This window comes from Burkholderia reimsis (assembly GCF_003294055.1).
Lineage (GTDB): Bacteria > Pseudomonadota > Gammaproteobacteria > Burkholderiales > Burkholderiaceae > Burkholderia > Burkholderia cepacia.
Genome location: NZ_QMFZ01000055.1, coordinates 17,471 through 44,009, shown reverse-complemented (window position 1 = coordinate 44,009; position 26,539 = coordinate 17,471). Strand labels below are relative to the sequence as shown.

The 26,539-nt window shown below is 67.6% G+C and carries 27 protein-coding genes and 1 pseudogene; 6 read left to right on the top strand and 22 right to left on the bottom strand.

Going from position 1 to position 26,539, the window contains the following annotated elements; translation table 11 throughout:
- The 6 genes from DPV79_RS37660 to DPV79_RS37635 form a co-directional block, all read right to left on the bottom strand.
- Positions 1–427: ABC transporter ATP-binding protein (locus DPV79_RS37660; protein WP_133295762.1), on the bottom strand; the 427-nt coding region annotated here is incomplete at its 3' end.
- A gap of 187 nt (positions 428–614) precedes the next feature.
- Complete coding sequence (locus tag DPV79_RS37655; protein WP_021163819.1) at positions 615–1,730, bottom strand: polyamine ABC transporter substrate-binding protein; 1,116 nt, start codon at positions 1,728–1,730, stop codon at positions 615–617.
- 61 nt (positions 1,731–1,791) lie between these two features.
- Complete coding sequence (locus tag DPV79_RS37650; RefSeq protein ID WP_113047791.1) at positions 1,792–3,225, bottom strand: aspartate aminotransferase family protein; 1,434 nt, start codon at positions 3,223–3,225, stop codon at positions 1,792–1,794.
- 37 nt (positions 3,226–3,262) lie between these two features.
- Positions 3,263–4,600 (bottom strand): glutamine synthetase family protein, encoded by a 1,338-nt coding sequence (locus DPV79_RS37645; protein WP_048025396.1) that lies wholly within the window; start codon positions 4,598–4,600, stop codon positions 3,263–3,265.
- A gap of 29 nt (positions 4,601–4,629) precedes the next feature.
- Entirely contained in the window at positions 4,630–5,418 is a 789-nt protein-coding gene (locus DPV79_RS37640) for a gamma-glutamyl-gamma-aminobutyrate hydrolase family protein (RefSeq protein ID WP_021162117.1), read from the bottom strand.
- Positions 5,419–5,701: 283 nt separating this feature from the next.
- Positions 5,702–5,926, bottom strand: coding sequence for a hypothetical protein (locus tag DPV79_RS37635; RefSeq protein ID WP_072437498.1), 225 nt, complete (start codon positions 5,924–5,926; stop codon positions 5,702–5,704).
- A gap of 413 nt (positions 5,927–6,339) precedes the next feature.
- Between DPV79_RS37635 and DPV79_RS37630 the strand changes: the two genes are divergently transcribed.
- Both DPV79_RS37630 and DPV79_RS37625 read left to right on the top strand, forming a co-directional pair.
- On the top strand, positions 6,340–6,891 hold the full coding sequence (locus DPV79_RS37630) for a cupin domain-containing protein (RefSeq protein ID WP_042976781.1): 552 nt from the start codon (positions 6,340–6,342) through the stop codon (positions 6,889–6,891).
- A 97-nt stretch (positions 6,892–6,988) separates the two neighbouring features.
- Entirely contained in the window at positions 6,989–8,479 is a 1,491-nt protein-coding gene (locus DPV79_RS37625) for an aldehyde dehydrogenase (protein WP_113047790.1), read from the top strand.
- A gap of 84 nt (positions 8,480–8,563) precedes the next feature.
- Here DPV79_RS37625 and DPV79_RS37620 read toward each other — a convergent pair whose 3' ends face one another.
- Positions 8,564–8,764 (bottom strand): heavy-metal-associated domain-containing protein, encoded by a 201-nt coding sequence (locus DPV79_RS37620; RefSeq protein ID WP_021162112.1) that lies wholly within the window; start codon positions 8,762–8,764, stop codon positions 8,564–8,566.
- A gap of 363 nt (positions 8,765–9,127) precedes the next feature.
- On the opposite strand from DPV79_RS37620, the gene DPV79_RS37610 reads away from it, so the two are divergent.
- A complete protein-coding gene (locus DPV79_RS37610; protein ID WP_021162111.1) occupies positions 9,128–9,460 on the top strand; it encodes a cupredoxin domain-containing protein in 333 nt (110 codons plus the stop codon).
- Between the two features lie 12 nt (positions 9,461–9,472).
- Positions 9,473–10,309 carry an FTR1 family iron permease gene (locus DPV79_RS37605; RefSeq protein ID WP_048025393.1) on the top strand — a complete coding sequence of 279 codons (837 nt, stop codon included), beginning with the start codon at positions 9,473–9,475 and terminating at the stop codon, positions 10,307–10,309.
- 109 nt (positions 10,310–10,418) lie between these two features.
- Here DPV79_RS37605 and DPV79_RS37600 read toward each other — a convergent pair whose 3' ends face one another.
- From DPV79_RS37600 to DPV79_RS37560, 9 genes and pseudogenes are all read right to left on the bottom strand, one after another.
- On the bottom strand, positions 10,419–10,637 hold the full coding sequence (locus DPV79_RS37600; RefSeq protein WP_021162109.1) for a hypothetical protein: 219 nt from the start codon (positions 10,635–10,637) through the stop codon (positions 10,419–10,421).
- Positions 10,637–11,092 carry a hypothetical protein gene (locus tag DPV79_RS37595; RefSeq protein WP_113047788.1) on the bottom strand — a complete coding sequence of 152 codons (456 nt, stop codon included), beginning with the start codon at positions 11,090–11,092 and terminating at the stop codon, positions 10,637–10,639. The genes DPV79_RS37600 and DPV79_RS37595 overlap by 1 nt, the downstream gene beginning before the upstream one ends.
- Before the next feature lie 82 nt (positions 11,093–11,174).
- A complete protein-coding gene (locus tag DPV79_RS37590; protein WP_021162107.1) occupies positions 11,175–11,495 on the bottom strand; it encodes a helix-turn-helix domain-containing protein in 321 nt (106 codons plus the stop codon).
- Positions 11,491–11,694 (bottom strand): annotated as a pseudogene (locus DPV79_RS43785) (type II toxin-antitoxin system RelE/ParE family toxin); the annotation flags it as partial. The gene DPV79_RS37590 and the pseudogene DPV79_RS43785, both read right to left, overlap by 5 nt.
- A gap of 147 nt (positions 11,695–11,841) precedes the next feature.
- Positions 11,842–13,659 carry a glutamine--fructose-6-phosphate transaminase (isomerizing) gene (glmS, locus tag DPV79_RS37580; RefSeq protein ID WP_059492031.1) on the bottom strand — a complete coding sequence of 606 codons (1,818 nt, stop codon included), beginning with the start codon at positions 13,657–13,659 and terminating at the stop codon, positions 11,842–11,844.
- Between the two features lie 53 nt (positions 13,660–13,712).
- Entirely contained in the window at positions 13,713–15,074 is a 1,362-nt protein-coding gene (gene glmU / locus DPV79_RS37575; RefSeq protein WP_059619692.1) for a bifunctional UDP-N-acetylglucosamine diphosphorylase/glucosamine-1-phosphate N-acetyltransferase GlmU, read from the bottom strand.
- 135 nt (positions 15,075–15,209) lie between these two features.
- Positions 15,210–16,214, bottom strand: a complete 1,005-nt coding sequence (gene ttcA, locus DPV79_RS37570) for a tRNA 2-thiocytidine(32) synthetase TtcA (protein ID WP_113047787.1) — start codon at positions 16,212–16,214, stop codon at positions 15,210–15,212.
- A complete protein-coding gene (locus DPV79_RS37565; RefSeq protein ID WP_006407992.1) occupies positions 16,211–16,615 on the bottom strand; it encodes a dihydroneopterin aldolase in 405 nt (134 codons plus the stop codon). Before DPV79_RS37565 ends, ttcA begins: the two co-directional genes overlap by 4 nt.
- A 78-nt stretch (positions 16,616–16,693) precedes the next feature.
- Positions 16,694–17,437, bottom strand: a complete 744-nt coding sequence (locus DPV79_RS37560) for an SDR family oxidoreductase (protein ID WP_113047786.1) — start codon at positions 17,435–17,437, stop codon at positions 16,694–16,696.
- A 13-nt stretch (positions 17,438–17,450) separates the two neighbouring features.
- On the opposite strand from DPV79_RS37560, the gene DPV79_RS37555 reads away from it, so the two are divergent.
- Together DPV79_RS37555 and DPV79_RS37550 are read left to right on the top strand one after the other, a co-directional pair.
- Complete coding sequence (locus DPV79_RS37555; RefSeq protein WP_059619687.1) at positions 17,451–18,644, top strand: class I SAM-dependent methyltransferase; 1,194 nt, start codon at positions 17,451–17,453, stop codon at positions 18,642–18,644.
- A gap of 347 nt (positions 18,645–18,991) precedes the next feature.
- A complete protein-coding gene (locus tag DPV79_RS37550; protein WP_021163761.1) occupies positions 18,992–19,186 on the top strand; it encodes a DUF2905 domain-containing protein in 195 nt (64 codons plus the stop codon).
- Between the two features lie 24 nt (positions 19,187–19,210).
- Here DPV79_RS37550 and DPV79_RS37545 read toward each other — a convergent pair whose 3' ends face one another.
- The 6 genes from DPV79_RS37545 to DPV79_RS37515 all read right to left on the bottom strand — a co-directional run bounded on the left by DPV79_RS37545 (position 19,211) and on the right by DPV79_RS37515 (position 26,406).
- The gene (locus DPV79_RS37545; RefSeq protein ID WP_021163760.1) at positions 19,211–19,432 is read right to left on the bottom strand and encodes a hypothetical protein; all 222 of its coding nucleotides are present in this window, start codon (positions 19,430–19,432) and stop codon (positions 19,211–19,213) included.
- 112 nt (positions 19,433–19,544) lie between these two features.
- Positions 19,545–20,453 (bottom strand): carbohydrate kinase family protein, encoded by a 909-nt coding sequence (locus DPV79_RS37540; protein WP_048026647.1) that lies wholly within the window; start codon positions 20,451–20,453, stop codon positions 19,545–19,547.
- A complete protein-coding gene (locus tag DPV79_RS37535) occupies positions 20,450–21,730 on the bottom strand; it encodes an AGE family epimerase/isomerase (RefSeq protein WP_113047785.1) in 1,281 nt (426 codons plus the stop codon). Before DPV79_RS37535 ends, DPV79_RS37540 begins: the two co-directional genes overlap by 4 nt.
- On the bottom strand, positions 21,727–22,746 hold the full coding sequence (locus tag DPV79_RS37530; RefSeq protein WP_021163757.1) for a LacI family DNA-binding transcriptional regulator: 1,020 nt from the start codon (positions 22,744–22,746) through the stop codon (positions 21,727–21,729). Before DPV79_RS37530 ends, DPV79_RS37535 begins: the two co-directional genes overlap by 4 nt.
- A gap of 384 nt (positions 22,747–23,130) precedes the next feature.
- Entirely contained in the window at positions 23,131–24,969 is a 1,839-nt protein-coding gene (locus DPV79_RS37525) for an EAL domain-containing protein (RefSeq protein ID WP_113047784.1), read from the bottom strand.
- 405 nt (positions 24,970–25,374) lie between these two features.
- Positions 25,375–26,406, bottom strand: a complete 1,032-nt coding sequence (locus DPV79_RS37515) for a bile acid:sodium symporter family protein (protein WP_059492026.1) — start codon at positions 26,404–26,406, stop codon at positions 25,375–25,377.
- Positions 26,407–26,539 lie beyond the last annotated feature (133 nt).

The following is a 26,539-nucleotide window of genomic DNA, read 5'->3' as shown; positions in this document are numbered from 1 at the left end:
GCGCGAGCGCGTCGGCCACGCGTTCCCGGATCTCGTTCTTCGGCGTGCCTTCCTGCTTCAGGCCGAACGCGACGTTCGATTCGACCGTCATGTGCGGGAACAGCGCGTACGACTGGAACATCATGTTGACCGGGCGGCGATACGGCGGCAGCGACGCGAGATCCTCGCCGTCGACGAAGATCTTGCCGGAGGTGGCCGTCTCGAGCCCGGCGAGCATGCGCAGCAACGTCGACTTGCCGCAGCCCGAGCTGCCGAGCAGTGCGAACAGTTCGTTCTTCGCGATCGTCAGGTTCACGTTGTCGACGGCCGTGCTGTCGCCGAATTTCTTCACGACGTTTTCGATGCGGACGAAGGCGTCGTTTTGGGTACGGGCCGCGGGGGCCGGTTGGGTCTGTCGTGCAGCAGCGGAAGAGGGTATCGATTGCATGGGATTCACCATTCGTTCTTCACGGATTGCAGGCGTGAGCGTCCCCGCGCGAGGCGCGTCATGCGACTCGCGGGCAACGGCTCGTGCCGGATGGAACAGTGCGCGCGGCGCGCGCGGGCGGATGGAGTCCGCGGATCTCAGGCGGGCAGGCGTGAAGCGATACCTGCGCCGCCGGAATGCTTCGCGATCAGTGGCCCGTCTTCAGCTGGGCCCACAGACGGTTCTCGAGGCGCAGGATGTCAGCCGGCATCGGCTTCATCAGCACCATCTTCTTCAGCACGTCTTCGGGCGGGTAGACGGTCGGGTCCTGCGCGACGGCCGGCGTGACGAACTGGTGCGCGGCCTTGTTCGCGGTCGGGTAGAACACCGTGTTGGTGATCGCCGCGTTGACCTTCGGATCGGACACGTAGTTGATCCACTTCAGGGCGGCCTCGGGGTGCGGTGCATCCTTCGGGATCACCATCACGTCGAACCACAGCAGGCCGCCTTCCTTCGGATTCGAGAACTTGATGTCGTACGAGCGCTTCGCTTCGGCCGAGCGGCGATGCGCGATGCCGACGTCGCCCGACCAGCCGAGCACGACGCACACGTCGTTGTTCGCGAGGTCGTTGATGTAGCCGGACGAGTTGAACTGGGTGATGTACGGGCGGACTTTCTTCAGGACTTCGAATGCAGCCTGGTAGTCGCCGGGGTTCTTGCTGTTCGGATCCTTGCCCATGTATTGCAGCGTCGCGGCGAACACGTCGACGGCCTGGTCGAGGAACGACACGCCGCAGCTCTTCAGCTTTTCCATGTTGGCCGGATCGAACACCAGCGCCCAGCTGTCGACCGGCGCCTTGTCGCCGAGTGCCTTCTTCACCGCCTGCGCGTTGTAGCCGATGCCGTCGGTGCCGTAGGCCCAGGGCACGCCGTACTGGTTACCCGGATCGGCATCCGAGATCATCTTCATCAGCAGCGGGTCGAGGTTCGCAAGGTTCGGCAGCTTCGACTTGTCGAGTTTCTGGTACACGCCGGCCTGGATCTGCTTGGCCATGTAGTTCGACGTCGGCACGACGATGTCGTAGCCCGAACTGCCGGCAAGCAGCTTCGCCTGAAGCGTGTCGTCGCTGTCGTAGTTGTCGTACTTGACGTGGATCCCGGTCTGCTTCTGGAAGTTCGGGATCGTGTCCGGTGCGATGTAGTCGGACCAGTTGTAGACGTTCAGATCCTCGGCATGCGCCGACGGGCTGGCGACCGACGTGAACGCGGCCGCGGCGGCAAGGGCGGCAACGGAACAGGCTTGGCGAAGAAAGCAGGCACGCATGGTGGAATTCCCCTGGTTATGGCGGCGTGCGGCGCCCGCCGCACGCCTGTAGGCAAAACCGTTACGAAATACCCAGTTGCTGGGCGGTTGCATCGACTGCTTTTTTCGCCTTCGATACGAGTTCATCGATTTCCTGACGCGAGATCACGAGCGGCGGCGACAGCAGCATCCGGTCGCCGGTCGCACGCATGATCAGGTTGCCGTTGAAGCAGAAGTCGCGGCAGATCGTGCCGACGTCGCCGCCGTTCGCGAAGCGACGGCGTTCGGCCGGCGCCTCGGCGAGCTGAAGGCTCGCCACGAGGCCGTGGCCGTGCACTTCGCCGACGATCGGGTGACGCGCGAAGGTCTCGCGCATCAGCGCCTGGAAGTACGGGCCCGTGTCGTTCTTCACGCGCTCGACGATCCCTTCGTCGCGCAGCAGCTTCAGGTTCGCGACCGCGACGGCTGCCGCGACCGGGTGGCCCGAGTACGTGAGGCCGTGATTGAATTCGCCGTTGTCGATGATCGGCTGTGCCACGCGCTCGTGAATGCCGACGGCCCCCATCGGCACGTAGCCCGACGTGAGGCCCTTGGCCATCGTGATCAGGTCCGGCTCGAAGCCGAAGTGCTGGTGCGCGAACCATTCGCCGGTACGGCCGAAGCCGCCGATCACTTCGTCGGCCACCAGCAGGATGTCGTACTTGCGGCAGATCCGCTGGATTTCCGGCCAGTACGTCGACGGCGGGAAGATCACGCCGCCCGCGCCCTGGAACGGCTCGCCGATGAACGCCGCGACGTTTTCCGCGCCGAGTTCGAGGATCTTCGCCTCGAGCTGCTGCGCGCGGGCCAGGCCGAACGCTTCCGGCGTTTCGCCGGCCGCCGCCTCGCCGAAGAAATACGGCTGGTCGATGTGCACGATGTTCTCGACCTTCGACGGCATCTGCTCGTGCATGTAGCCCATCCCGCCGAGCGTGCCGCCCGCGATCGTCGAGCCGTGGTAACCGTTCTTGCGCGAGATCACGAACTTCTTCTGCGGCTGGCCCTGCACGCGCCAGTACTGGTGCACGAGGCGCAGCACAGTGTCGTTGCCTTCCGAGCCGCTGTTGCAATAGAAGAAGTGGTTGAAACCCTTCGGCGTGACTTCCGCGAGCATCGCGGAGAGTTCGATCACCGGCGGGTGCGTGGTCTTGAAGAAGGTGTTGTAGAACGGCAGTTCCTGGATCTGGCGATACGCGGCGTCGGCGAGTTCCTTGCGGCCGTAGCCGACGTTCACGCACCAGAGGCCGGCCATCCCGTCGATGACCTTGTTGCCGTCCGAGTCCCACAGGTAGACGCCGTCGGCCTTCACGATCACGCGGCTGCCCGCGCGGTTCAGTGCACCCATGTCCGAGAACGGGTGGATGTGGTGCGCGGCGTCGAGCGCGCGGTATTCGGCGGTCGAGCGCGCCTGCGTCGTGCGCGGTGCGGCGGCCGGCGCGGCGGGCTGGATCCAGGCAGATTCGTTGCGGTACGTCATGTTTCCTCCGTGTTTCCGTATTCGGTTGTGTGCACGCTCAGACGTGCAGCAGCAGATGGCGGCGTTCCCACGAGCTGATCACGCGGAAGAACGCTTCGTATTCGGTTTCCTTCAGCGCGAAATACGCCTTCAGGAACTTGTGGCCGAGGATCTCGCCGAGCGGCTCGCACGCGGCCATCAGCGTCAGCCCTTCCTCGAGGTTGCGCGGCAGCTGGTACGGCAGTTCGTAGCCGTCGCTGACGAGCGGCTCGGTCGGTTCCAGGCGCTGCGTCATGCCGAGATAGCCGGCCGCGAGCGTCGCGGCGAGCGCGAGGTACGGGTTGCAGTCGACGCCCGGAATCCGGTTCTCGATGCGGCGCGCCGACGGGCCCGAGTGCGGGATGCGGAAGCCGACCGTGCGGTTGTCGTAGCCCCACTGCACGTTGATCGGCGCGGCCATGAAGCGCGACAGGCGGCGATACGAGTTGATGTACGGCGCGAAGATCGGCATCAGCGCGGGCGTGTACTTCTGCAGCCCCGCGAGATAGTTGTAGAACATCGACGTCGCGCCGCCGGTTTCGGGCGACGTGAACAGGTTCTGGCCCGTTTCCTCGTCGACGATGCTCTGGTGCACGTGCATCGCCGAACCCGGTTCGTCTTCCATCGGCTTGGCCATGAACGTCGCGTACATGTTGTGACGCAGCGCGGCCTCGCGCACCGTGCGCTTGAACAGGAACACCTGGTCGGCCAGCGACAGCGCGTCGCCGTGCATGAAGTTGATCTCCATCTGCGCGGCGCCGACTTCGTGGATCAGCGTGTCGATGTCGAGGTTCTGCGATTCGCAGTACTCGTAGATGTCCTCGAACAGCGGGTCGAACTCGTTGACGGCCTCGATCGAATACGACTGGCGGCCCGTTTCCGGGCGGCCCGTGCGGCCGACCGGCGGACGCAGCGGCAGGTCGGGGTCCTTGTTCATGTCGACCAGGTAGAACTCGAGCTCGGGCGCGACGACGGGCTTCCAGCCCTTCGCCTTGTACAGGTCGAGCACGCGGCGCAGCACGTAGCGCGGCGAGATCTCGACCGGCGAGCCGTCGAAGTGCACGCAGTCGTGGATCACCTGCGCGGTCGGGTCGACGGCCCACGGGATCAGGCGGATCGTCGACGTGTCGGGCACGCACACCATGTCGGGGTCGGTCACGCCGGTCAGCGAACCGTCTTCCGGATATTCGCCGGTAACGGTCTGCACCATCACGGCTTGCGGCAGGCGCATCGATTCGCCGGACGTGAACTTGTTGCGGGGCGTGATCTTGCCGCGCGCGATGCCGGCCATGTCGGGAATGATCGCTTCGATCTCGGTGATCCGGTGCTGCTTCAGGAAATCTTCGATGTCTTGCATGTCTGTTCTCGTTGGTTGGGTCGGCGCGCTCAGGCGAGCGCGGCGGCGGCCGTGGCGCGCGTGCGGGCGGCACGGCGCGCGCGGCAGGCATCGCCGAAGGCGCGGAAGATCGCGCTCGACAGCGGGTCCTGCGCATGCCGCCATTCCGGGTGCCACTGCACGGCGAGGGCGAAAGCCGGTGCATCGACGACGCTCACGGCTTCGATCAAGCCGTCCGGCGCGACGGCTTCGACGGCGAGGCCGGAGCCGAGCTGCGCGATGCCCTGCTTGTGCAGCGAGTTCACGTGCACTTCGTCGCGGCCGCCGGCGAGCGCGTGCAGCTTGCCGCCGGGCGTCAGTCGCACGACGTGCGCGGGGCCGTATTGCGTGTCCATCGGCGCGTCGTCGTCCTCGCGGTGATCGGCGAAGCCCGGCACTTCATGCACGCGCTGGTGCAGCGTGCCGCCGCAGACGACGTTCAGCTCCTGGAAGCCGCGGCAGACTGCGAGCACCGGCACGCCCGCGGCGATCGCCGCGCGCAGCAGCGGCAGCGTCGTCGCGTCGCGGGCCGGGTCGTGCTTCGTGCCGGGTGCGCTCGGCTCGCCGCCGTACAGGTGCGGCTCGACGTTCGAGTAGCTGCCGGTAAACAGCAGGCCGTCGACCGTGTCGAGGATGTCGTCGGTCGACTGGCGCTCGCCGAGCGCGGGCAGCACCATCGCGAGCGCCTGCGCGCCGTCGACGATCGCGGCGACGTATTTGTCGCCGACCGTATGCGACGCGTGTGCGCCGATCTGCGTGTGGTCGGCGGTGATGCCGACGAGTGGTTTCCTTCTTTCCATGACGTCAATCAGTTATCCGGAGGTTTGTTGCGTACGTCTTGCCGGATGTGGCGAAACGCCGGCGTGCAACAGCCCCGCAGCCTGGCGCAAAGCGCAAGGCCGCTGGTGAATGGGCGCAACGGGATGGCGTGGCGATCCGCGCTGCGCGCGACGATCAGGCCGTCGTTCGTTTCATTGCGATACGCGACGCGGCAACGAATGCGCGAACGCGTTCCGTCACCGCATGGACCACGCGGTTGGCGAATCAGCAGACGAAACGAACGACGTAAAGAAAGGAGAGGCGCTACGGCAGCAGCGACGCCACTTCGTCGGTATCGACGGCGACGAATGCGCGTGCGGAAACGGCGTTGTGGCGCCGAACGGAACGACGGGACAGGATGGTGTAGATCGACAGATGCTGCAGGCGAGGACTATGCCAGCCGCAACTGCCATCGGAAGGGGATGCCGCGCTGCGCGAACTTCGCGCCACGCTTCGATCCCACCTCACCAGAGGGCCACGGACTCTCACGATTACACTCGACTGGGTTGTTGAAAGTATTGAACACCCGACCGTTTCTACGCACTGGGCGTTTAAAATAATCAAGGCGCCGGTTACGCGTCATTTACATCGAAGGGCATCAATTTTTGCGTTGCAATAACGCTTTTTGCTGCCGATGAACGCTTGATGACGCGAACCTGAGAGCCAGCATATACGAGCCAAAAACGGCGTCAAATGTTTTTTAACGGTGTTGCATCAGGGCTTTCCCGAGCAGTGCAAACAAAAGATTCGCAAATGGAATAATCGACGGGGTGTTCATTATTTCGAACGCCTTTCAGGGTTTTCCCCGCTGATGTGCGGCATAAAGTGATTAGAATATTCAACGGCTGTCCACTGCGTCGTTTCACTTTGTCACCGCACCTATCGTGTCCGAAACCGAATCGATGTCCACCGAAGTCGCCGAGCGCCTGCGTTTCGTGCGCAACAAGCATGGCCTGTCGCAGCGCGAACTCGCGAAGCGGGCCGGCGTGACCAACGGCACGATCTCGCTGATCGAACAGGGCCGCGTGAGCCCGTCTGTCGGCTCGCTGAAGAAGTTGCTGGAATGCATCCCGATGAGTCTCGCGGAGTTCTTCACGTTCGAACTCGTCGAATCGCGTTCGGTCGTGTCGCGCCGCGACGAGATGCCGAACCTCGGCAACGACACGCTCGCGTTTCATCTGGTCGGCGCGAGCGTGAAGGACCGCAACATGTGCATCCTGCGCGAGATCTACCAGCCGCACGCCGATACGGGGCCCGAGATGCTCGTGCACGCGGGGCACGAGGGCGGTGTCGTCGTGTCGGGCCGGCTCGAGCTGACCGTCGACGGCGCGACGTGGCTGCTCGACCCCGGAGACGGCTATTACTTCGAAAGCCGTTTGCCGCACCGTTTTCGCAATCCCAGCGCGGACCTGATCTGCGAGGTCGTCTCGGCCAATTCGCCGGCGACCTTCTGACCTCCCGACCGCGCATCACCGCATTCGCTGCCGGCCGGCTGCGCGTCACGCGCAGCGGCGCGTCGCATCGCGAATGCCAAAAAACTGAGGCATCCTGATGAACAAGTTGACTTTGGCTGACTGGCAGGACAAGGCGGCGTCGCTCGCGATCGAAGGGCGCGCATTCATCGACGGCGCGTCGCGCGACGCGCACGGCGGCAAGACGTTCGACTGCGTGAGCCCGATCGACGGCCGCGTGCTCGCGAAGGTCGCCGATTGCGGCGAAGCCGACGTGAACGCGGCTGTCGCGGCGGCGCGTCGCGCGTTCGACGCGGGCGTGTGGGCCGGGCTGAACCCGCGTGCGCGCAAGGCCGTGCTGCTGCGCTGGGCCGCGCTGATGCGCGAGCACCTCGACGAGCTGTCGCTGCTCGAGACGCTCGACGCGGGCAAGCCGATCGGCGACACGACGACGGTCGACGTGCCGGGCGCCGCGTATTGCGTCGAATGGTTCGCGGAAGCGATCGACAAGGTGGGCGGCGAGGTCGCGCCGGCCGATCATCATCTCGTCGGCCTCGTCACGCGCGAGCCGGTCGGCGTGGTGGCCGCCGTCGTGCCGTGGAACTTCCCGATCCTGATGGCCGCATGGAAATTCGGCCCCGCGCTCGCGGCCGGCAACAGCGTCGTGCTGAAGCCGTCGGAGAAATCGCCGCTGACCGCGATCCGCGTCGCACAGCTCGCATACGAGGCCGGCATTCCGGCGGGCGTGTTCAACGTCGTACCGGGGGCCGGCGAGCCCGGCAAGCTGCTCGCGCTGCATCGCGACGTCGACTGCATCGCATTCACCGGCTCGACGGCGGTGGGCAAGCTGATCATGCAGTACGCCGCGCAGTCGAACCTGAAGCGCGCGTGGCTCGAACTCGGCGGCAAGTCGCCGAACATCGTGCTGCCCGATTGTCCCGATCTCGACCGCGCGGCGCAGGCGGCCGCCGGCGCGATCTTCTACAACATGGGCGAGATGTGCACGGCCGGCTCGCGGCTGCTCGTGCATCGCGACATCAAGGATGCGTTCATCGAGAAGCTCGTCGCGGCCGCGCGTGCGTACGTGCCCGGCAATCCGCTCGATCCGTCGGTGTCGATGGGCGCGATCGTCGACGGCATCCAGCTCGAACGTGTGCTCGGCTATATCGAGGCCGGGCGCAGCGAGGGCCGGCTCGTCACCGGCGGTGCGCGCGTGAAGGCGGAAACGGGCGGTTTCTACGTGGAGCCGACGGTATTCGAGGTGAAGCCGGATGCGAGGATCGCACGCGAGGAGATCTTCGGGCCCGTGCTGTCGGTGATCGTGTTCGACGACGTCGACGAGGCCGTGCGGATCGCGAACGATACCGAGTACGGGCTGGCCGCGGCCGTGTGGACGTCGAACCTGACGACCGCGCACGACGTGTCGCGCCGGCTGCGTGCGGGCACCGTCTGGGTGAACTGCTATGACGAAGGCGGCGACATGAACTTCCCGTTCGGCGGCTACAAGCAGTCGGGCAACGGCCGCGACAAGTCGCTGCACGCGCTCGAGAAGTACACCGAACTGAAGTCGACGCTGATCCGGCTGCGCTGATGCACTGCGGGGCGCGGGCGCAGCGCCGCATGGCGGTGTGCCCGCGCCCGTGTGCGTTGCGCCCGTGTTGCGCTAAGCGTGGCGTCAAGCGGTGCGCAGCGCGGGGTGGAAGCCGGCGGCTTCGATGATCGACTGCACGCGCTCGGCGCCTTGCGCCGACTCGACCTTGACGATCTTTGCCGCGACGTCGATGTCGAGCTTCGCGGCGGGATCGGCGGCCGTCACCGCGCGCGTGATTGCATTGGCGCAGCCGCCGCAGGTCATGTCCTGGACTTCGAATTCCATCGTGTTCTCCTGAGTTGACGATTGACAAGCATCGACAGCATGAAGCTTGCCACGGTGGGAAGGTCAAGCGTACGCGTGTCGACGAAGATCCGTGTCGCGGCTCCGGTGCGACGACAGTAGTGCGGCGACAGCCTGTTGTAAAGGTGATGTCTGATGAATCGCTTGCGGGCTTTTGCCGTCATTCGGCACTTGTCCCGATTGACGGCGAAGCGTTCCGGGCGAAGCGGGGTGTATGCCTTGCCGGGCAAGGCGTAGCGGCACTCGATGAAGCACGATCACCATGTCGCCAGTAAGGGTACGCGAGTTGGAAATGCGAATCGATCTTAGTATCAGCTCCCTTCGATATTTCAATTCGTTACCCCCATGAACCGTTTTGCTTTCGGCTTTTCGCTGGCGCTGCTGGGCGCATCGGCCACGTCCGCATTCGCGGCCGACGATGTCGTCAACCTGACCCTGAAGGATCACAAGTTTTCGCCGGACGGCGTGACGATCCCGGCCGGCAAGAAGGTGAAGTTCGTCGTGAAGAACCTCGACGCGACGCCCGCCGAATTCGAGAGCGACGATTTCAAGGCGGAGAAGGTCGTGCCTGCCGGCAAGTCGGTGGAGATCCTGGTCGGGCCGCTGAAGGCCGGGACCTACGAGTTCCACGACGAGTATCACGAAGCGCAGTCGAAGACGCACCTGACCGTCAAGTAAGCGGATACGGACATGCTGTCGACTGCCCTGATCGTCTTTCGTGAAGTGCTCGAGGCCGCGCTGGTGGTGTCGATCGTGATGGCCGCGACAAAAGGCGTGCCGCGGCGCGGCTGGTGGGTCGGCGGCGGCCTGGCGGGCGGCGTGATCGGCGCCGGCCTGATCGCGGCGTTCGCCGACGTGATCTCGCAATGGGCATCCGGCATGGGGCAGGAGGTCTTCAACGCGGGCGTGATGTTCGTCGCGACGTTGATGCTCGCATGGCACAGCATCTGGATGAGCCGGCACGGTCGCGAGATGGCGATGCAGATGACAGCGGTCGGGCGTGCCGTCGCGGCCGGCAGCAAGCCGCTGACGGGGCTCGCGATCGTGGTCGGCGTCGCGGTGCTGCGCGAAGGCTCCGAGGCCGTGCTGTTCCTGTACGGCATCGCGGCGGGCGATCCGGGACAGACGCCGCAGATGATCGTCGGCGGGCTGCTCGGCGTGCTCGGCGGCGCCGGGCTCGGCTACGGGATGTATGCGGGCCTGCTGCAGATTCCGCTGAAGCGCCTGTTCTCCGTCACCAACTGGCTGATCGTGCTGCTCGCGGCGGGGATGGCCAGCCAGTGCGTCGGCTTCCTGCTCGCGGCAGGCCTCGTGCCGTCGTGGGGCGATGCGGTCTGGGATACGTCGTGGCTGCTCAAGGAATCGAGCATCGTCGGCAAGGCGCTGCATACGCTGATCGGCTATACCGCGCGCCCGGCGGGCATCCAGATCGTCGCGTACCTCGCGACGCTGGCCGCGATTGTCGGGCTGGCACGGTTCGTCGGCCGGCCGCAGGCGGCGGTGCGACCGCCACGGGCCGCGGCTTGAGTTGCCCTGGTTCGAATGACAAAGGGGCGTCCATGACGCCCCTTTTTTCATTGTCGGCTCGCGGCCGACTCGTGCCCGGCGTCGACCACGGCGCGCAGGTTGCGCGCGCTCAGCGGTGGCTGTCGATCCAGGCGCGGGCCCATTCGAGCCCCGCTTCGCGCGCGTCGTCCTCGGTGTCGAACACGCCGAGCACGCCCGACGCCTCCACCAGCTTGTTGTTCTGCGTGATCGTGCCGCTCGCCGCGAAGCGCTCGGGCTGCAGGATCTCGTCCTGCTGCAGGATCGCGTGGCCCCAGATCTGGTAGCCGTGGTAGGTTTGCGCTTCCATTATCGAGTCACCTCCGCGGAGCGGTTGTGCGTGCCGACGCGCAGCACGTTGCCGTCCGGTGTGTATTGCCGCGGGATGTCGGAGTAATTCAGCGCGTGCTGCGCATCGGGCGCAGCCGGCTGCATGACCGTCAGGCGTCCCGGTGCGGGCTGCGCGACGGGGCGCGGTGCGGCCGGCGTCTCGGCCGCGGTGGCGGGCGGACGATGCGAGCCGGCTTTCACCGCCTGCGCGACACGGCGCTTGTGCGGTTTCACCGCGGCTTTCGGTGTGGCATTCGCGTGCTTCTCCACGCTCTTGCCGACGCGTGCATCGGCGCCGGTGTGCGCGGCCGGCGTGCGGGCGGCCGGCTGCCGCGCCTCGGGCGGGTTCCAGACTTCGACGTAGTGCTCGGCGGCCCAGCCCGTCGACGCGAACGTCAGCGCGAGCAATCCGCATCCAAAGAGTCTTACTGCCATTGTGTCTCCGTCATATTCGTTGCGGGGCGCGTCGCGGTATCCGGTGCGGGGGCGGCCGTGCAGGGGGATTCGGGGGGCCGGTTCAGGAGAACACCTCGAGCCCGTGTTTCTCGACGATCTGGAGCATCCGTGCGGCGATGCCGCCCGGCCGCTTGTCGCCCTGTTCCCATTGGCGGATCGTCGACGCCGTCGTGTTCAGGTAGAGCGCGAACACGCTCTGGCTGACATTGACGGATTTGCGGATGCGGGCGATGGCTTCCGGATCGAACCGCGGGGCGGCTTCGATGCGGAGATCGTCGTATTCGCGCATCGTCTTCTTGTCGATCAACGCGGCACGACAGAGGCCCGATGCGGCGCCGTGGATCGCCTCCGTTGCGTCGCTCTTGAATCGACTCCTGGCCATTGCAAATCTCCACCCGCTCTTTCAGTGTGACCAGCGTCGCGATATCGGCGCCGGTGCGGCGCCCGACATCCGCGGCGAGCTTGCTGACGGCACGCCGTTCGCGTGCGTCGATGTCGTCCCGGTCGGGTTGGGCGAACAGGAATACGCAAACCCGCACCTGCCCGACCTTGCCCGGCACGATCCCGCGCCGCCGATTACCGGCATGTCGGGCCGATCAGGTCAGCACAGGATTATATGCCACTACGTGGTACATATTTCGACCTGGCCGAATGGCATGCCCGAATGGCCGGCTTCGAGCCGATACAGGGTCGGGACGGCTTCGCGGGGCCGTCCCGGTCGTCCCGCCTTACTCCACCGTCACCGATTTCGCGAGGTTCCGCGGCTTGTCGACGTCGGTGCCGCGCGCGCACGCGGTGTGATACGCGAGCAGCTGCAACGGCACGACGTGCAGGATCGGCGACAGTTGCCCGTAATGCTCCGGCATCCGGATCACGTGCAGGCCGTCGTCGTTGACGATCTGCGTGTCGGCATCGGCGAACACATACAGCTCGCCGCCGCGCGCGCGCACTTCCTGCATGTTCGACTTCAGCTTCTCGAGCAGCGTGTCGTTCGGCGCGACCGTGACGACCGGCATCGCTTCCGTGACGAGCGCGAGCGGCCCGTGCTTCAGTTCGCCGGCCGGATAGGCCTCGGCGTGGATGTACGAGATTTCCTTCAGCTTCAGCGCACCTTCGAGCGCGATCGGGTAGTGCAGCCCGCGGCCGAGGAACAGCGCGTTTTCCTTGCGCGCGAATTCCTCCGACCACGCGATGATCTGCGGCTCCAGTGCCAGCACGCTGTTCAGCGCGGCCGGCAGGTGGCGCAACTGCTTGAGGAACTCGGCTTCCTGCGCGGCATCGACGTGACCGCGCAGCTTGCCGAGCGTCGCCGCGAGCACGAACAGCGCGACGAGCTGCGTCGTGAACGCCTTCGTCGACGCAACACCGATCTCGGTGCCCGCGTGCGTCAGGAACTGCATCTCGGTGAGGCGCACCATCGCGCTCGTCGCGACGTTGCACACGGCGAGCGTGTGCGTGTGGCCGAGCGACTGCGCGTGCTTGAGCGCCGCGAGCGTGTCGGCCGTCTCGCCCGACTGCGAGATCACGAGCACGAGCTGGCGCGGGTTCGGCACCGATTCGCGGTAGCGGTATTCGCTCGCGATCTCGACCTGGGTCGGGATCTTCGCGATCGATTCGAGCCAGTACTTGGCGGTGAGCCCCGAGTAGTAGCTCGTGCCGCATGCGAGGATCAGCAGGCTGTCGATCTCCGCGAACGCGGCGGGCGCGGCGTCGCCGAACAGCGTCGCGTCGAAGGCTTCGGTTTGCGGCACGGTATCGCTGATCGCGCGCGGCTGCTCGAAGATTTCCTTCTGCATGAAGTGGCGATACGGACCCAGCTCGACCGCGCCGCCGTATGCGCTGACCACGCGGATCTCGCGCTGCGCGAGCGCGCCGTCCCGGTCGACGATCTTCACGCCGTCGAGCGACAGCTCGCACACGTCGCCTTCCTCGAGGAACGTGAAGTGGTCGGTGCTGCCCGCGAGCGCGAGCGCGTCGGACGCGAGGAAGTTCTCGCCGTCGCCGTGGCCGACCACGAGCGGCGAACCCTGGCGCGCGCCGACGACGGTGTGCGGCTGGTCCTTGTGGATCACGGCGATCGCGTACGCGCCGTGCAGCTGCTGCACGGCTTCGCGCACCGCGTCGAACAGGTTGCCGCGATACAGGCTGTGCACGAGGTGGGCGATCACTTCGGTGTCGGTTTGCGACACGAATTCGTAGCCCTTCGCGCGCAGCGCTTCGCGCAGCGGCTCGAAGTTCTCGATGATGCCGTTGTGGACGAGCGCGAGCGCGTCCGACGAGAAGATCGGGTGCGCGTTGTGCGTGACGGGCGCGCCGTGCGTGGCCCAGCGCGTGTGCGCGACGCCCGTCGTGCCTTCGAGGTGCGATTCGCGCACCTGCGCGTCGAGATCGGCGACGCGTTCGACGCTGCGCGCGCGCTTCGGCGCATCCGGCTCGAGCACGGCGACGCCGCACGAGTCGTAGCCACGGTATTCGAGGCGCCGCAGACCTTCGATCAGCACCGGAACGATATTACGTTGCGCAACTGCGCCGACAATGCCACACATGAGGATCAGTCCTGTAAGTCGACGCGGGCGCCGCCGGGGCGCCCGCAAAAGGTTCAGCTTTTCTTCTTGACCGGGCGGACGTAGCCGCTCTTCGCGGTCTGGGTCTTCTCGTTCAGCGCGAGCAGGCCGTCGGCCACGTCCTTCCAGATCGTCGTGCCGGCGGCGATCGTCACGCCGCGGCCGACGCGCACGGGCGCGACCAGCTGCGTGTCGGAGCCGACGAACACGTCGTCCTCGATCACGGTGCGGAACTTGTTCGCGCCGTCGTAGTTGCAGGTGATCGTGCCCGCGCCGATGTTCACGCGCGCGCCGATGTCGGCGTCGCCGATGTACGTGAGGTGGTTCGCCTTCGAGCCGTGGCCGATCACCGCGTTCTTCACCTCGACGAAGTTGCCGACGTGCGCTTCGTCCGCGAGCTGCGCGCCGGGGCGCAGCCGCGCGTACGGGCCGATCACGGTGTGCGCGCCGAGCTCGGCGCCGTCGATGTGCGTGAACGCGTCGATGCGCGTGCCCGCGCCGACCGACGCATTGCGGATCACGCAGTTCGCGCCGATCGTCACGTTGTCCGCGAGCGTCACGTTGCCCTCGAACACGCAGTTTACGTCGATCGACACGTCGCGGCCGCAGCGCAGCGTGCCGCGCACGTCGACGCGTGCCGGATCGGCGAGCGTGACGCCGTCGACGAGCAGCGTTTCCGCGATATTGCGCTGATGAATGCGTTCGAGCTCGGCGAGCTGCGCCTTGCTGTTCACGCCGAGCGTTTCCCATTCCTCGTCGGGTTGGGCGGTGACGACCTCGAAACCGGCCTCGATCGCGAGTTCGACGACGTCGGTCAGGTAGTACTCGCCCTGCGCGTTCTCGTTCTTCAGCGCGCCGAGCCACATCGACAGCTGGGCCGTCGGCGTGACGATGATGCCGGTGTTGATCTCGGCGATCTTCAGCTGTTCGGGCGACGCGTCCTTCTGCTCGACGATGCGCGTGACGAAGCCGGCCGCGTCGCGCACGATGCGGCCGTAGCCGGTCGGATCGTCGAGCGTGACGGTGAGAATCCCGTAGCGGCCTTCGCGCGCGGCATCGACGAGGCGCTGCAGCGTCGACGCGCGCGTGAGCGGCACGTCGCCGTACAGCACGAGCGTCGGTTGTGCGGGATCGAGGAGCGGCAGGGCCTGACGCACCGCGTGGCCGGTGCCGAGCTGCTCGGCCTGCACCGCGAACTGGACGTCGGGCGCGGCGACGGCGGCCTGGACCTGCTCGGCACCGTGACCGACGACGACGACGAGCCGGGACGGCTGCAGCGTGCGCGCGGTGTCGATGACGTGGGAGAGGAGCGGCCTGCCGGCCAGGGGGTGAAGCACTTTCGGCAGCGCGGAACGCATGCGCTTGCCGGTGCCTGCCGCCAAAATCACGATATTCATGGCGCCAGCTTGTCAGAGGAGTTCGAAGCCGACCATTTTAGCATGCGGCCCCTGGCGCTCCGGGCCTGTCGCGGCGGGGCGACACCGCCGGAAAAGGGCCGCCCGGCCCCGTTCCGGCGGGTGTTCGGGCCCTGCTTACAGGTCGTCGAACTGGACGATCGAGATCGGCCGGGCCGCGATCGACTCACCCGGCGCCGCTGCGTCGTCGCCCGACGCGCACGGTTCCTCGTCGAACGCGATGTCGCCTTGCGGATCGGCCTCGCCGGTCGCGCGCAGCGACTGGAACGGGTACAGCGTCGTGTCCATCAGGTGCGACGGCACGACCTTCGCGAGCGCGTTGAACATGTTGTCGACGCGGCCCGGGAAACGCTTGTCCCATTCGCGGATCAGCGCCTTCATTTCCGCGCGCTTCAGGTTCGGCTGGCTGCCGCACAGGTTGCACGGGATGATCGGGAATTCGCGAAGCTCCGCGTATTTCTCGAGATCGGTTTCCTTCACGTACGCGAGCGGGCGGATCACGATGTTCTTGCCGTCGTCCGACTGCAGCTTCGGCGGCATCCCCTTGAGCTTGCCGCCGTAGAACATGTTGAGCAGCAGCGTCTGCACGATGTCGTCGCGGTGATGGCCGAGCGCGATCTTGGTCGCACCGAGCTCGCCGGCCACGCGGTACAGGATCCCGCGGCGCAGCCGCGAGCACAGCGAGCAGGTCGTCTTGCCTTCGGGCACGAGCCGCTTGACGATGCTGTAGGTGTCCTGGTTCTCGATGTGGAACGGCACGCCGACCTGCTTCAGGTACTCGGGCAGCACGTGCTCGGGGAAGCCCGGCTGCTTCTGGTCGAGGTTCACCGCGATGATGTCGAAATCGATCGGCGCGCGCTCGCGCAGGCGCAGCAGCACGTCGAGCATCGCGTAGCTGTCCTTGCCGCCCGACAGGCACACCATCACCTTGTCGCCCTGCTCGATCATGTTGAAGTCGCCGATGGCCTGGCCGACCTGGCGCACGATCCGCTTGAACAGCTTGTTGTTCTCGTACGCTTCCTTCTGTTCGCGGCGCGTCAGCGCCGGGCGGCCGGCCGGGTCGGCGGCTGCGTCGTGGGTGGCGGCATCGGCCGCCGCGTCATTCATGTGGGGGGCGTTCATGCGCGCTCCTCGTCCTTGATGCGAAAGACTTCGACGCCGACGGCGTCGCAGTCCGGATAAGCGTCCGGTTTCTCGGTACAGACGCGTACCGCGCGCACGGCGTCGTGCGCCAGCAGGTGCGCGGCGATCGCGTCGCACAGCGTTTCCTGCAGGTGGATGTGGCCGCGCGCCACGCATTGCGCGACGCTCTGCTTCATCAGGTCGTAGTCGACGACTTCATGCAGCCGGTCGTCCACGGGAGTGGAGCGCGCGAGCGGCACGAACAGGTCGACGTTGATGACGACGCGCTGCTCGCCGCGCTTCTCGTGTTCGAAGGCACCGATGTTGATGTGCACTTCGTAGTCGCGCAGGTAGAGCCTGCGGCAGTCCGCGAGGCGGGGGTGCAGGAGAGCGGAAAACATGGTCGTCCCAGTCAAATTGGCGTGCGCACACGCAAAGCGGCGCGGGCGGCGGCAGTCAGGCCGCGCGATCCGCGCAGTTCATTCATTCGGGCCGGCGGCCGGCGGCACGAGGTGCTCGCCGCCGTCGACGGTCAGCGTCGCGCCCGTGACGCCGGGCGCGCTCGCGAGATAGCAGGCGGCCGCGGCGATGTCGTCCGCGTGCGCCGCGTGGCCGCGCACGAGCGCCGCGACCCGCACCTTCGGCGCGAGCGCGAGCGCCAGCGCCGACGTCGCGCGGTTCAGCGCGGCCTGCATCAGCGCGTGCGACAACTGCGCAGGCGCAGGGTGAAACAGCGCCTGGTCCAGCACGTGGATCGCGCATGCGCGCAGCGCTTCGTGCTCGCGCGCGGCGTCGGGCGTCGCATCGGCGAGCGCGCGGGCCAGCGCGAGCGGCGCCGTCACGTTGCGCGCGAGTGCGCCGGCGAGCGACGCGCCGTCTACCGTGTGCGCGTCGTCGGCGCCCGCGCTGGCGCTCACGAACACCGCGCACGCGGGCCGGCCGAGCGCCGCGCCGCACGCGGCGACGAGTGCGGCGGCTTCGGCTTCCAGGGCCAGATCGGCGTCGAGCACGACCGCGCGGCGGCCGAGCGCCGCGACTTCGGCGACGAGCGCGTCGGCGCCCGCAAGCGGCGTGCCGGGGCTGCGCTGCAACGCGACGTCCCAGCCGCGCCGGGCGAATCCCGTCGCGAGCGCACGACCGATCGACGCGGCGTCGGCCGCGCTGCCCAGGGCACCGGTGACGAGCGCCACGCGCAGGGTCGACGTATCGGCTGAAACGGTCATTTACAATGCCGGGATGAACCCGAAAGCTCACGAACCCGCTAGTTTACCTGCTCCCGGCCCTGACGCGCTCGCGCAGTCCGAAACCCTTGCCGCGCAACTGCGCGACGAGATCGCGGCGGCCGGCGGCTGGCTGCCGTTCGACCGCTTCATGGAGCGTGCGCTGTACGCGCCCGGCCTCGGCTATTACAGCGGCGGCGCGCGCAAGTTCGGGCGCCGCGCCGACGACGGCAGCGACTTCGTCACCGCACCCGAGCTGTCGCCGCTGTTCGCACAGACGCTCGCGCAGCCGGTCGCGGAAGCGCTCGCGGCGAGCGGCACGCGTTGCGTGATGGAATTCGGCGCCGGCACGGGCAAGCTCGCGGCCGGTCTGCTCGCGGCGCTCGACGCGCTGGGCGCCGGACTCGACGAATACCTGATCGTCGACCTGTCCGGCGAGCTGCGCGAACGGCAGCGCGACACGATCACGGCCGCCGCGCCGGCGCTCGCCGCGAAGGTGCGCTGGCTCGACGCGCTGCCCGAGCGGTTCGACGGCGTCGTGGTCGGCAACGAGGTGCTCGATGCGATGCCCGTGCGCCTGTTCGCGAAGGCGGGCGGCGCATGGCAGGAGCGCGGTGTCGCGCTCGACGCGCGGCAGGCGTTCGTGTTCGAGGACCGTCCTGCCGCGCCGGCCGGCCTGCCGGCGGTGCTCGCGGGGCTCGACGAGGCGGGCGACGGTTACGTGACCGAGACGCACGAGGCCGCGCTGGCGTTCACGCGCACCGTCTGCACGATGCTCGGGCGCGGCGCGGTGCTGCTGGTCGACTACGGCTTTCCCGCGCACGAGTACTACCACCCGCAGCGCGACCGCGGCACGCTGATGTGCCACTACCGGCACCATGCGCACGACGATCCGTTCCTGTACCCGGGGCTGCAGGACATCACCGCGCACGTCGAATTCACCGGCATCTACGACGCGGCCGTCGCGACCGGCGCCGACCTGCTCGGTTACACGTCGCAGGCGCGCTTCCTGCTGAACGCGGGCATCACCGACGCGCTGGCCGCGATCGATCCGTCGGACATCCGTGAATTCCTGCCGGCCGCGAACGCGGTGCAGAAGCTGATTTCCGAGGCCGAGATGGGCGAGCTGTTCAAGGTGATCGCGTTCTCGCGCGGCATCGACGGCACGCTCGACGCGTTCGCGCGCGGCGATCGCTCGCACGCACTCTGACGGGACTAGGGCCTGTTTCCATATGGAACGCACATGCGAATGCCCGAAATCGCTCGTCCCCCAAGGGGACTTCCTGCGGGGCGTAGGGCAAGGAGTGAGGAGCGCCGTTTGGCCGCGCCAAACAAGCGACGAGCGACGCCGCCATACGGGCGATTTCGGGCATTCCCGTGACATGATTCTTTTAATTTGGGGTTGCCACGAGAACGGCCGCTCGCCGCGTTGCGCTCCTTGCGAATACGTCCAGTATTCGCGGCGTCCCACGGGGACTTCCGTTGGTCGTCGCGCGCCTCGCGAGCGGCCGTTCTCGTGGCAACGCATGCGCGTTCCATATGGAAACAGGCCCTAGCATGCTGCGCTGGCTGTTGACGACGTTCGTCGCGGTGATGATCCTGACGCGCTGCTGGCCGTGGCTCGGCAAGCTCGGCATCGGGCGGATGCCGGGCGACGTCACGCTGACGCTCGGCGGGCGGCGCTACCCGTTCCCGTTCATGTCGACGCTGGTGCTGACGATGCTGGTATCGATGGTGGCGCGGCTGCTCTGAGCCGCGCCTGAAGGTCGGTGGGCGTTACAGCTCGATCTCGCCGAGAATCCGGTGCGCGAGCGCTTTCGCCTCGTCGAACGCCTCTTCCTCGCTGGGGCTCGTCGAGTGGACGTCGTAACGCGTGTTCTCGGTGTCGTCCCCGTCGTCGCGCGAGAGGATCACGTAACCCTGGAACTGTCCGTTGCCCGCGTGCTGGGTATGCGCCTTGGCCGTGTAGATGCCTTTCGTGAACGTGTTCGTGTCCATGGTGCTCTCCCGCAAAAGGACACTTCATCGTAGCACTGCGGCGCAGCATGTACAGCGCCGCTTATCGGTGACCGAACAGCGTCCGGTCACCGTTCGTGCCATCGGCGTGCCGTCAGCGTTCGATCAGTGCGACGACCTCGTCGAGCGTCGGCGCGTGCGCACCCGTATGCCGGCACGCCGCGGCGCCCGCGGCCAGCGCGAACACGAGATGCTCGCGCCACGTGCGCTGCGGCGCGGCCATCAGGCTGAACAGCATGCCGCCGATCGACGCGTCGCCCGCACCGACGGTGTCGGCCACCTCGACGCGCGGCGGGCTGGCTTCATGCACGTCGCCGTCCGCGTAGAGCGTCGCCGCCTGCGCGCCGCGCGTGACGAGCACGGCCGCGCGCGGGTTCAGCGTGCGCACCGCGGCGATCGCGTCGGGGCCGTCGCCGCCGAACAGGTGCCGCAGGTCCTCGTCGGACACCTTGATCAGGTCGGCGAGCGCGGCCATCCTTTCCAGCGTCGGCCGGTACGCGGCCGTCATCAGGTTCCGGACGTTCGGGTCGAAGCTGATCTTCACGCCGCGCGCGTGCAGGTCGGCCGCGAGCGCGGCCAGCGTGCCGGCGAGCGGTTCGCGCACGAGGCTGATGCAGCCGAAATGCGCCCATTTCACGTGGTCGGTCCAGCCGGCCGGCAGCCGCGCCGGATCGAACGCGAGATCGGCGCTCGCTTCGCCGATGAAGAAATACGCGGGCGGGCGTGTCTCGTGAACGATCGCGAGCAGCGGCGGCCGCGCGACGCGCTGCAGGAAGCGCAGGTCGAGCCCGGCCGCGTCGCTCGTGCGCCACAGCACGTCGGAGAAGCAGTCTTCGCCGATCGATCCCGCGAGCGCGCTCGGCACGCCGAGCCGCGCAACCGCGCGCGCGACGTTCCAGCCGGCGCCGCCCGGTACCGACGTCCATTGCGCATCGCCCGCGCGCACCATGTCGGTCAGGATGTCGCCTGCCGACACGAAAGCCGGAAACGTGCCGCCGCTCATTGCGTCGGCTCGCTGCGCTGCGCGCGCGCGAGGGTCGCGAGCACGTCGTAGCACGCGCCCATCGTGTGATAGTCGGTCTTGCCGGCCGGACTCTTCTCGTCGCTGTACTTGCGGTTGTCGCAGGTGAGGATGCGGTACCACGCGCCGTAGCGGTGATCGACGAAGTGCGCCCAGCTATAGCGCCAGATCTCGTCGTACCAGTCCCAGAAGCGCTCGCTGCCGGTGCGCGCGCCGAGCATCGCGGCCGCCGCGAAGGTCTCCGCCTGCACCCAGAAATACTTGTTGTGGTCGCAGATCGTGAAGTCGGGGCCGAAGCCGTAGTACAGGCCGCCGTGGTCGGCGTCCCATGCGTGCGTGAGCGCGGCGTCGAACAGCTCGGCCGCGCGCGGCACGAGCCAGTCGAGCGGGCGGTGCCGTTCGAGGATCAGCAGCAGCTTCGCCCATTCGGTCTGGTGCCCGGGCTGGAAACCCCACGGGCGGAAGATGTTCGAGCTGTCTTCCTTGTTGTAGTCCCAGTCGACCGACCAGTCCGCATGGTAGTGCTCCCACACGAGCCCGCCCGACAGCGCGGCCTGGCGCTGCGTGATGTGGGACGCGAGCTTTTCCGCGCGATCGAGGTACGTGAGGTGGCCGGTCGCCTCGTAGGCGGCGAGCAGCGCTTCCGTCATGTGCATGTTCGCGTTCTGGCCGCGGTACGACGACACGATCCAGTTCGGCGTCGCGTCGTCCGCGTAGAGGCCCGCGGCCGCGTCCCAGAAGCGGTGCTCGGCGAGCTCGTAGGTGGCCGCGATCAGCGGGCGTGCCTCGTCGATGCCGGCCATCGTCGCGTGCGCGGCCGCGAGCAGCACGAACGCGAGCCCGTAGCAGTGGCGCGTGCCGTCGAGCGTCGCGCGCTTCGCACCGTCGCGCCAGTCGAGTTCCCAGTCGTAGCCTTGCAGTTCGTCGTCCCAGTGCGCGTCGCGCAGGAAGCGCAGCCCGTGGCGTGCGTATTCCAGGTGGCGCGGATCGCCGAAATGCCGGTACGCCATCGCGTAGTTGAAGACGAACCGGCAACTGCTGACGAGGTGGCGCGACGTGCGGTTGTAGATGCTGCCGTCGTCGCGGAAGTAGTGGTAGAAGCCGCCCGTCGGGTCGAACGCGTTGGTTGCGTAGAAGCGCAGCGTGTCCTCGATGTGCGACAGCAGGAACGACGGATCACGGAAACTCGCGACGAACGGCGCGGCTTGCGTGTGGGCGGCCGGCGCGGCCGTGCAGGGTTGGACCGGGGGCATGTTCATGATTCGGTGACCGTGGCGGTATCGAGTGCCGGGGAGCCGGCGGGCTGACTGCTGGCCCGCACGATCAGCTCGACGGGCAGGGAAATCTCGGTGCGTTCGGGCGAGTCGGCGAGCAGCAGCTCGACGCCGCGGCGGCCGAGCGCTTCCTTGTCGACCGCGAGCGTCGTGAGCGGCGGGCTCGCGTGCGCGGCGGCCGGGATGTTGTCGAAGCCGACGATCGCGATGTCGTCCGGAATCCGCAAGCCGCGCGCGGTGCACACGCGCTGCGCGGCGAGCGCGGCCGCGTCGTTGTACGCGAACACGGCTTCGGGGCGCGGGCCCGGCGCGTCGAGCAGCTGCTCCATCGCGCGCGCGGCGCCGGTGTCGGGATCGAGCCCCGCGTCGATCGTCACTTCGTAGGCGGGATCGAACAGCCGCCCGGCTTCGAAGAACGCGCGCCGGTAGCCGATCGCGCGCTGCGCGATGCTGTAGTGCGCGGGCGAGCCGCCGATGAACGCAATCCGCGTGCGGCCGGTGGCGAGCAGGTGGCGCATCGCGAGCGCCGCACCCGTTGCGTTGTCGATGTTCACCGAGCGCAGGCCGGGCGCCCACAGGTCGATCAGCACGAGCGGCCGGCCGGTCGCGGCGAGCGCCTCGATCGTCTCCGGCTCGATGAAGCCGGCCACCGCGATCGCGTCGGGCGCGTGCGGGCGCATCTGGCGCAGCACGTCGTCGTTCGGCCCGACCGTGAGCAGCGTCGGCACGATGCCGCGCTCGCGGCAGGCGTCCTCGACGCCGTGCAGCACGTGCGAGAAGAACGGGCTGGCCGGAAAGCGGTTGTGCTGGCGATGCAGCAGGAAGGTGAGCCGGCGGATGCGCGGCCGCAGCTGCGCGGGATCGTAGCCGAGCCGCTGCGCGATCTCGACGATGCGCGCACGCGTGGCTTCGGACAGGCCCGGCTGGTTTTTCAGCGCGCGGGAGACGGTGCCGATCGAGACCTCTGCCGCCCGCGCCACATCGCGAATGGTGGTACCCATCGTTCGGGGTCCGGTTTGTTTAGGGTGAAAGCGATTGTATAGTAAAACGTATCGCGGAATTCGGGCCGGATAACCGGGGAATACCCGGAAATTACCGGCTTTTAAGCGCTAATCTGCGAAAACGACGTTACTAAAAATACTAAACAAAACACGAAAAAGGCAAGGTGGACGTGCCGGTGCGCGGCGAGCGGGAAGTGGCGGCCAGCGTGCCGGCTTCGCGTATGCGCGCACGCGTGCCCGGCGGCTTGCTCAGGCCGGCGGGAAGGCCGGGTGTAACGAGCGGCCCGGCAGCGCGGCGGGCGTCCGGGCGTGACGGACGGCGGTGCATCGCCGCCGCATCGGGCACCTTGCGTCCGCGAACGAGGGAGGCCGGCTGCCCGCCGGTCAGCGTATTGCCACGGCCGGCGGTTCGCCGCGATCGCGCAGCGCGGCGCGGCCCGCATCGAGGTCGACGACCGCGAGCCCGTCCGGCTGCTGTTTCGCGCGCCGCTTCGCGAGCGCGGCGACCGATGCGATCTCGTCGCTGCCGTAGCGTTTCGCGCCGTGCGCGCCGGCCGGCACGCCGACCGCGCCGATCGCCATCGTCACGAAACCGAAGAACGCCGGGTTGCCGTGGCGGTCCTCGCCGCGCAGCCCGCCCGCCTGCCGGTCGGCCTGCGTGTAGAAGCGCTGCGCGCCGTCGTTGAAGCGCGCGATCGCGTCGGCGGCGCGTTTGCGCCAGTCGTCGCGCTGGAACAGCACGAGGAAATCGTCGCCGCCGACGTGCCCGAGAAAGTCGCGCTGCGGATCGCACACGCCGGCCAGCACCGTCGCGGCGAACTTCAGCACCTCGTCGCCCTGCCAGTAGCCGTACTGGTCGTTGAACGGCTTGAACTGGTTCAGGTCGACGTAGCACGCATGAAAGCCGGCGTCGCGCTGGAGCAGGCGGTCGATGTGCGCGCTGATCGGGATGTTGCCGGGCAGGAACGTCAGCGGGTTCGCATAACGCGCGGCCTCGATGCGCATCTCGGTCACCGCGCGCACGAGGCTCTCGCCGGTGCCGAGCCCGACGTAGCGGCCGTGTTCGGTGATGACGACGCCGTCCGCGAGGTAGCGCTGGTCGTGGCTCGCGAGCAGCATCGCGAGCTGCTCGAACGTCGTCGCGTTGTCGATCATCAGCGGCGCGTCGTTCGCGAACTGCAGGCACGGCTTCTTCCCGAACACTTCGCGGTGGTACGGCAGCGCGAAGCGGTCGATGAAGCCGCGGCGATTCACGAGCGCGACGGGCCGCCCGCGTTCGACGAGTGCGACCGCGTGCAGGTCGGGCATCCGGTTGAACAGGTCGAGCACGTCGTTGCTGGTCGCGTCGCGCGGCAGGGCCGGCGCCGGAACCAGCATCTTCCCGGCGATCGTGCCGGCCGGCCGCACCGGGCGCGTCGCGCCGGGAAACACCGCGATGTGCGGCGCGCGGATCGCGTCGCGCGCGGCCGGTGCGACGACCCGCGACGGCCGCGCGTTCGGCCGGCCGAGCAGGAAACCCTGCACGCAGCAGATGCCCATGTCGCGCACGACGATCAGGTCGCTTTCGTTCTCGATGCCTTCCGCGATCAGTTGCGCGCCGCTCGCCTGCGCGAAGTGCTGCATTGCCTTCACGGCCTCGAACTTCAGCGGGTCGCGCGCGATGTCGTGGATGAAGAAGCGGTCGATCTTCACGACGTCCGGATGCAGGCGCAGCCACAGGTTCATGCTCGCGTTCGCGGTGCCGTAGTCGTCGAGTGCGAACTGGATGCCGGCGTCGCGCAGCGACGCGACTGCCGGCCCGATATGGGCGATGTCCGTCGTCGCGTTTTGCTCGGTCAGTTCGATCACGATGCGCTCGGCGCCGACCCGCGCATGGTCGAGCCGTTGGCGGGCGCGCTCGCGTTCGCGCGCGAGCTGCAGGATCGTGCCCGCGCTGAAATTGAGGAACAGCTTGCCGTCGCAGCCGAGCGCCGCGAACGCGTCGAGGCAGGTGAGCGCGGCGGCCTGTTCGAGTGCGATGGTCTCGCCGTCGCGCGCGGCCTGCGCGAACAGCGCGGCGGGCGTTTCGAGGTCGGTGCCGCGCGGGCCGCGTATCAGGCCCTCGTAGCCGACGACCGTCCCCGACCCGAGATCGACGATCGGCTGGAAGACGGCGGCCAGCGCACGATCCGCGATCAGGCGGGTGGTGCGGGCGGCGGCGGAGTCGGGATGGGGCGCGGGCATGGGCGAGGGCAGCCGAATCGACGGGACGCACGACTTAACGGCACCACTCGCGGAGAATTGAATGAAGATTTCGTGACGCGACGGGCATTGCTGGTGCATCGCGTGGGGGCGTGGGTGGAAGGGCGTTGCGGTGGGAAGGCGGAAGGCGGAAGGCGGAAGGCAGAAGGCAGAAGGCAGAAGGCAGAAGGCAGAAGGCAGAAGGCAGAAGGCAGAAGGCAGAAGGCAGAAGGCAGAAGGCAGAAGGCAGAAGGCAGAAGGCAGAAGGCAGAAGGCAGAAGGCAGAAGGCAGAAGGCAGAAGGCAGAAGGCAGAAGGCAGAAGGCAGAAGGCAGAAGGCAGAAGGCAGAAGGCAGAAGGCATAGCCCCGGGACGGCACGACCCGCCGGCCGTCCCGCTGCCCCGACCGTCAGCGCTTGCCCGCGCTCAGCGCGCCGGGCGCCGATGCCGCGTCGCCCTCGTCGTGCTCGCCGCTCATGTCGCGCGCGCCCCAGCGCTGCGCGAGCGCCGCGCACGCCATCAGCTGGATCTGGTGGAACAGCATCAGCGGCAGCACGATCGCCCCGACCGCGTTCGCCGAGAAGATCACCTTTGCCATCGGCACGCCGGCCGCGAGGCTCTTCTTCGAGCCGCAGAAGATGATCGTGATCTGGTCGGCGCGGTTGAAGCCGAGCCGCTTGCTGACGAACGCGGTCAGCAGGAGCGCGATCGCGAGCAGCACGAGGTTGACGACGAGCAGGCCGCCGAGCGCGCGCGGCGGGATCTGGTGCCAGAGGCCTTCGTTGACGGCCTCGCTGAACGCGACGTAGACGACGAGCAGGATCGAGCCCTGGTCGACGAAGCGCAGCACGCCGCGATTGCGGTCGATCCAGCCGCCTATCACGGGCCGCAGCAACTGGCCGGCGATGAACGGCACGAGCAGCTGCATCACGATGCTGCCGACGGTGCTCCACGGCGACGCGGCGGCGGCCGATTGCGACGTGATCATCAGCCCGACGAGCGCCGGCGTGACGAAGATCCCGAGCAGGCTCGACGCGGATGCCGCGCACACGGCGGCCGGCACGTTGCCTTTCGCGATCGACGTGAACGCGATCGACGACTGGACCGTCGACGGCAGCGTGCACAGGAACAGCACGCCCGCATACAGCGTCGGCGTGACGAGCGGCTGCAGCACCGGCTTCAGCGCGAGGCCGAGCAGCGGGAACAGCGCGAACGTGCTGAGCAGCACGACCGCGTGCAGCCGCCAGTGGGTCGCGCCCGCGACGACGGCTTCGCGCGACAGCTTCGCGCCGTGCAGGAAGAACAGCAGGCCGACGGCGATGTTGGTCGCCCAGTTGAACGCATGGGCGGCCGGGCCGCGGCAGGGCAGCAGGCTCGCGAGCACGACTGTGCCGACGAGCGCGAGCGTGAAGTTGTCGGGAAGAAAACGGGGACGGGCCATCGGGAACTCGATTCGGAAACGACGGGGGCGCGCGTCGCGCGCGCGGATGGCGCCATTGTCCCGGTTGATGATTCACTACACAAATTCATTGTGAGAATCGATTGATGAATCGATCTCATGCGATAGTGTTCGC

Coding starts and splice junctions, on each gene's coding strand:
- DPV79_RS37655 (WP_021163819.1), bottom strand. CDS start 1,730: ATGCGTGCCTGCTTTCTTCGCCAAGCCTGTTCCGTTGCCGCCCTTGCC.
- DPV79_RS37650 (WP_113047791.1), bottom strand. CDS start 3,225: ATGACGTACCGCAACGAATCTGCCTGGATCCAGCCCGCCGCGCCGGCC.
- DPV79_RS37645 (WP_048025396.1), bottom strand. CDS start 4,600: ATGCAAGACATCGAAGATTTCCTGAAGCAGCACCGGATCACCGAGATC.
- DPV79_RS37640 (WP_021162117.1), bottom strand. CDS start 5,418: ATGGAAAGAAGGAAACCACTCGTCGGCATCACCGCCGACCACACGCAG.
- DPV79_RS37630 (WP_042976781.1), top strand. CDS start 6,340: ATGTCCACCGAAGTCGCCGAGCGCCTGCGTTTCGTGCGCAACAAGCAT.
- DPV79_RS37625 (WP_113047790.1), top strand. CDS start 6,989: ATGAACAAGTTGACTTTGGCTGACTGGCAGGACAAGGCGGCGTCGCTC.
- DPV79_RS37620 (WP_021162112.1), bottom strand. CDS start 8,764: ATGGAATTCGAAGTCCAGGACATGACCTGCGGCGGCTGCGCCAATGCA.
- DPV79_RS37610 (WP_021162111.1), top strand. CDS start 9,128: ATGAACCGTTTTGCTTTCGGCTTTTCGCTGGCGCTGCTGGGCGCATCG.
- DPV79_RS37605 (WP_048025393.1), top strand. CDS start 9,473: ATGCTGTCGACTGCCCTGATCGTCTTTCGTGAAGTGCTCGAGGCCGCG.
- DPV79_RS37600 (WP_021162109.1), bottom strand. CDS start 10,637: ATGGAAGCGCAAACCTACCACGGCTACCAGATCTGGGGCCACGCGATC.
- DPV79_RS37595 (WP_113047788.1), bottom strand. CDS start 11,092: ATGGCAGTAAGACTCTTTGGATGCGGATTGCTCGCGCTGACGTTCGCG.
- DPV79_RS37590 (WP_021162107.1), bottom strand. CDS start 11,495: ATGGCCAGGAGTCGATTCAAGAGCGACGCAACGGAGGCGATCCACGGC.
- glmS (WP_059492031.1), bottom strand. CDS start 13,659: ATGTGTGGCATTGTCGGCGCAGTTGCGCAACGTAATATCGTTCCGGTG.
- glmU (WP_059619692.1), bottom strand. CDS start 15,074: ATGAATATCGTGATTTTGGCGGCAGGCACCGGCAAGCGCATGCGTTCC.
- ttcA (WP_113047787.1), bottom strand. CDS start 16,214: ATGAACGCCCCCCACATGAATGACGCGGCGGCCGATGCCGCCACCCAC.
- DPV79_RS37565 (WP_006407992.1), bottom strand. CDS start 16,615: ATGTTTTCCGCTCTCCTGCACCCCCGCCTCGCGGACTGCCGCAGGCTC.
- DPV79_RS37560 (WP_113047786.1), bottom strand. CDS start 17,437: ATGACCGTTTCAGCCGATACGTCGACCCTGCGCGTGGCGCTCGTCACC.
- DPV79_RS37555 (WP_059619687.1), top strand. CDS start 17,451: ATGAACCCGAAAGCTCACGAACCCGCTAGTTTACCTGCTCCCGGCCCT.
- DPV79_RS37550 (WP_021163761.1), top strand. CDS start 18,992: ATGCTGCGCTGGCTGTTGACGACGTTCGTCGCGGTGATGATCCTGACG.
- DPV79_RS37545 (WP_021163760.1), bottom strand. CDS start 19,432: ATGGACACGAACACGTTCACGAAAGGCATCTACACGGCCAAGGCGCAT.
- DPV79_RS37540 (WP_048026647.1), bottom strand. CDS start 20,453: ATGAGCGGCGGCACGTTTCCGGCTTTCGTGTCGGCAGGCGACATCCTG.
- DPV79_RS37535 (WP_113047785.1), bottom strand. CDS start 21,730: ATGAACATGCCCCCGGTCCAACCCTGCACGGCCGCGCCGGCCGCCCAC.
- DPV79_RS37530 (WP_021163757.1), bottom strand. CDS start 22,746: ATGGGTACCACCATTCGCGATGTGGCGCGGGCGGCAGAGGTCTCGATC.
- DPV79_RS37525 (WP_113047784.1), bottom strand. CDS start 24,969: ATGCCCGCGCCCCATCCCGACTCCGCCGCCGCCCGCACCACCCGCCTG.
- DPV79_RS37515 (WP_059492026.1), bottom strand. CDS start 26,406: ATGGCCCGTCCCCGTTTTCTTCCCGACAACTTCACGCTCGCGCTCGTC.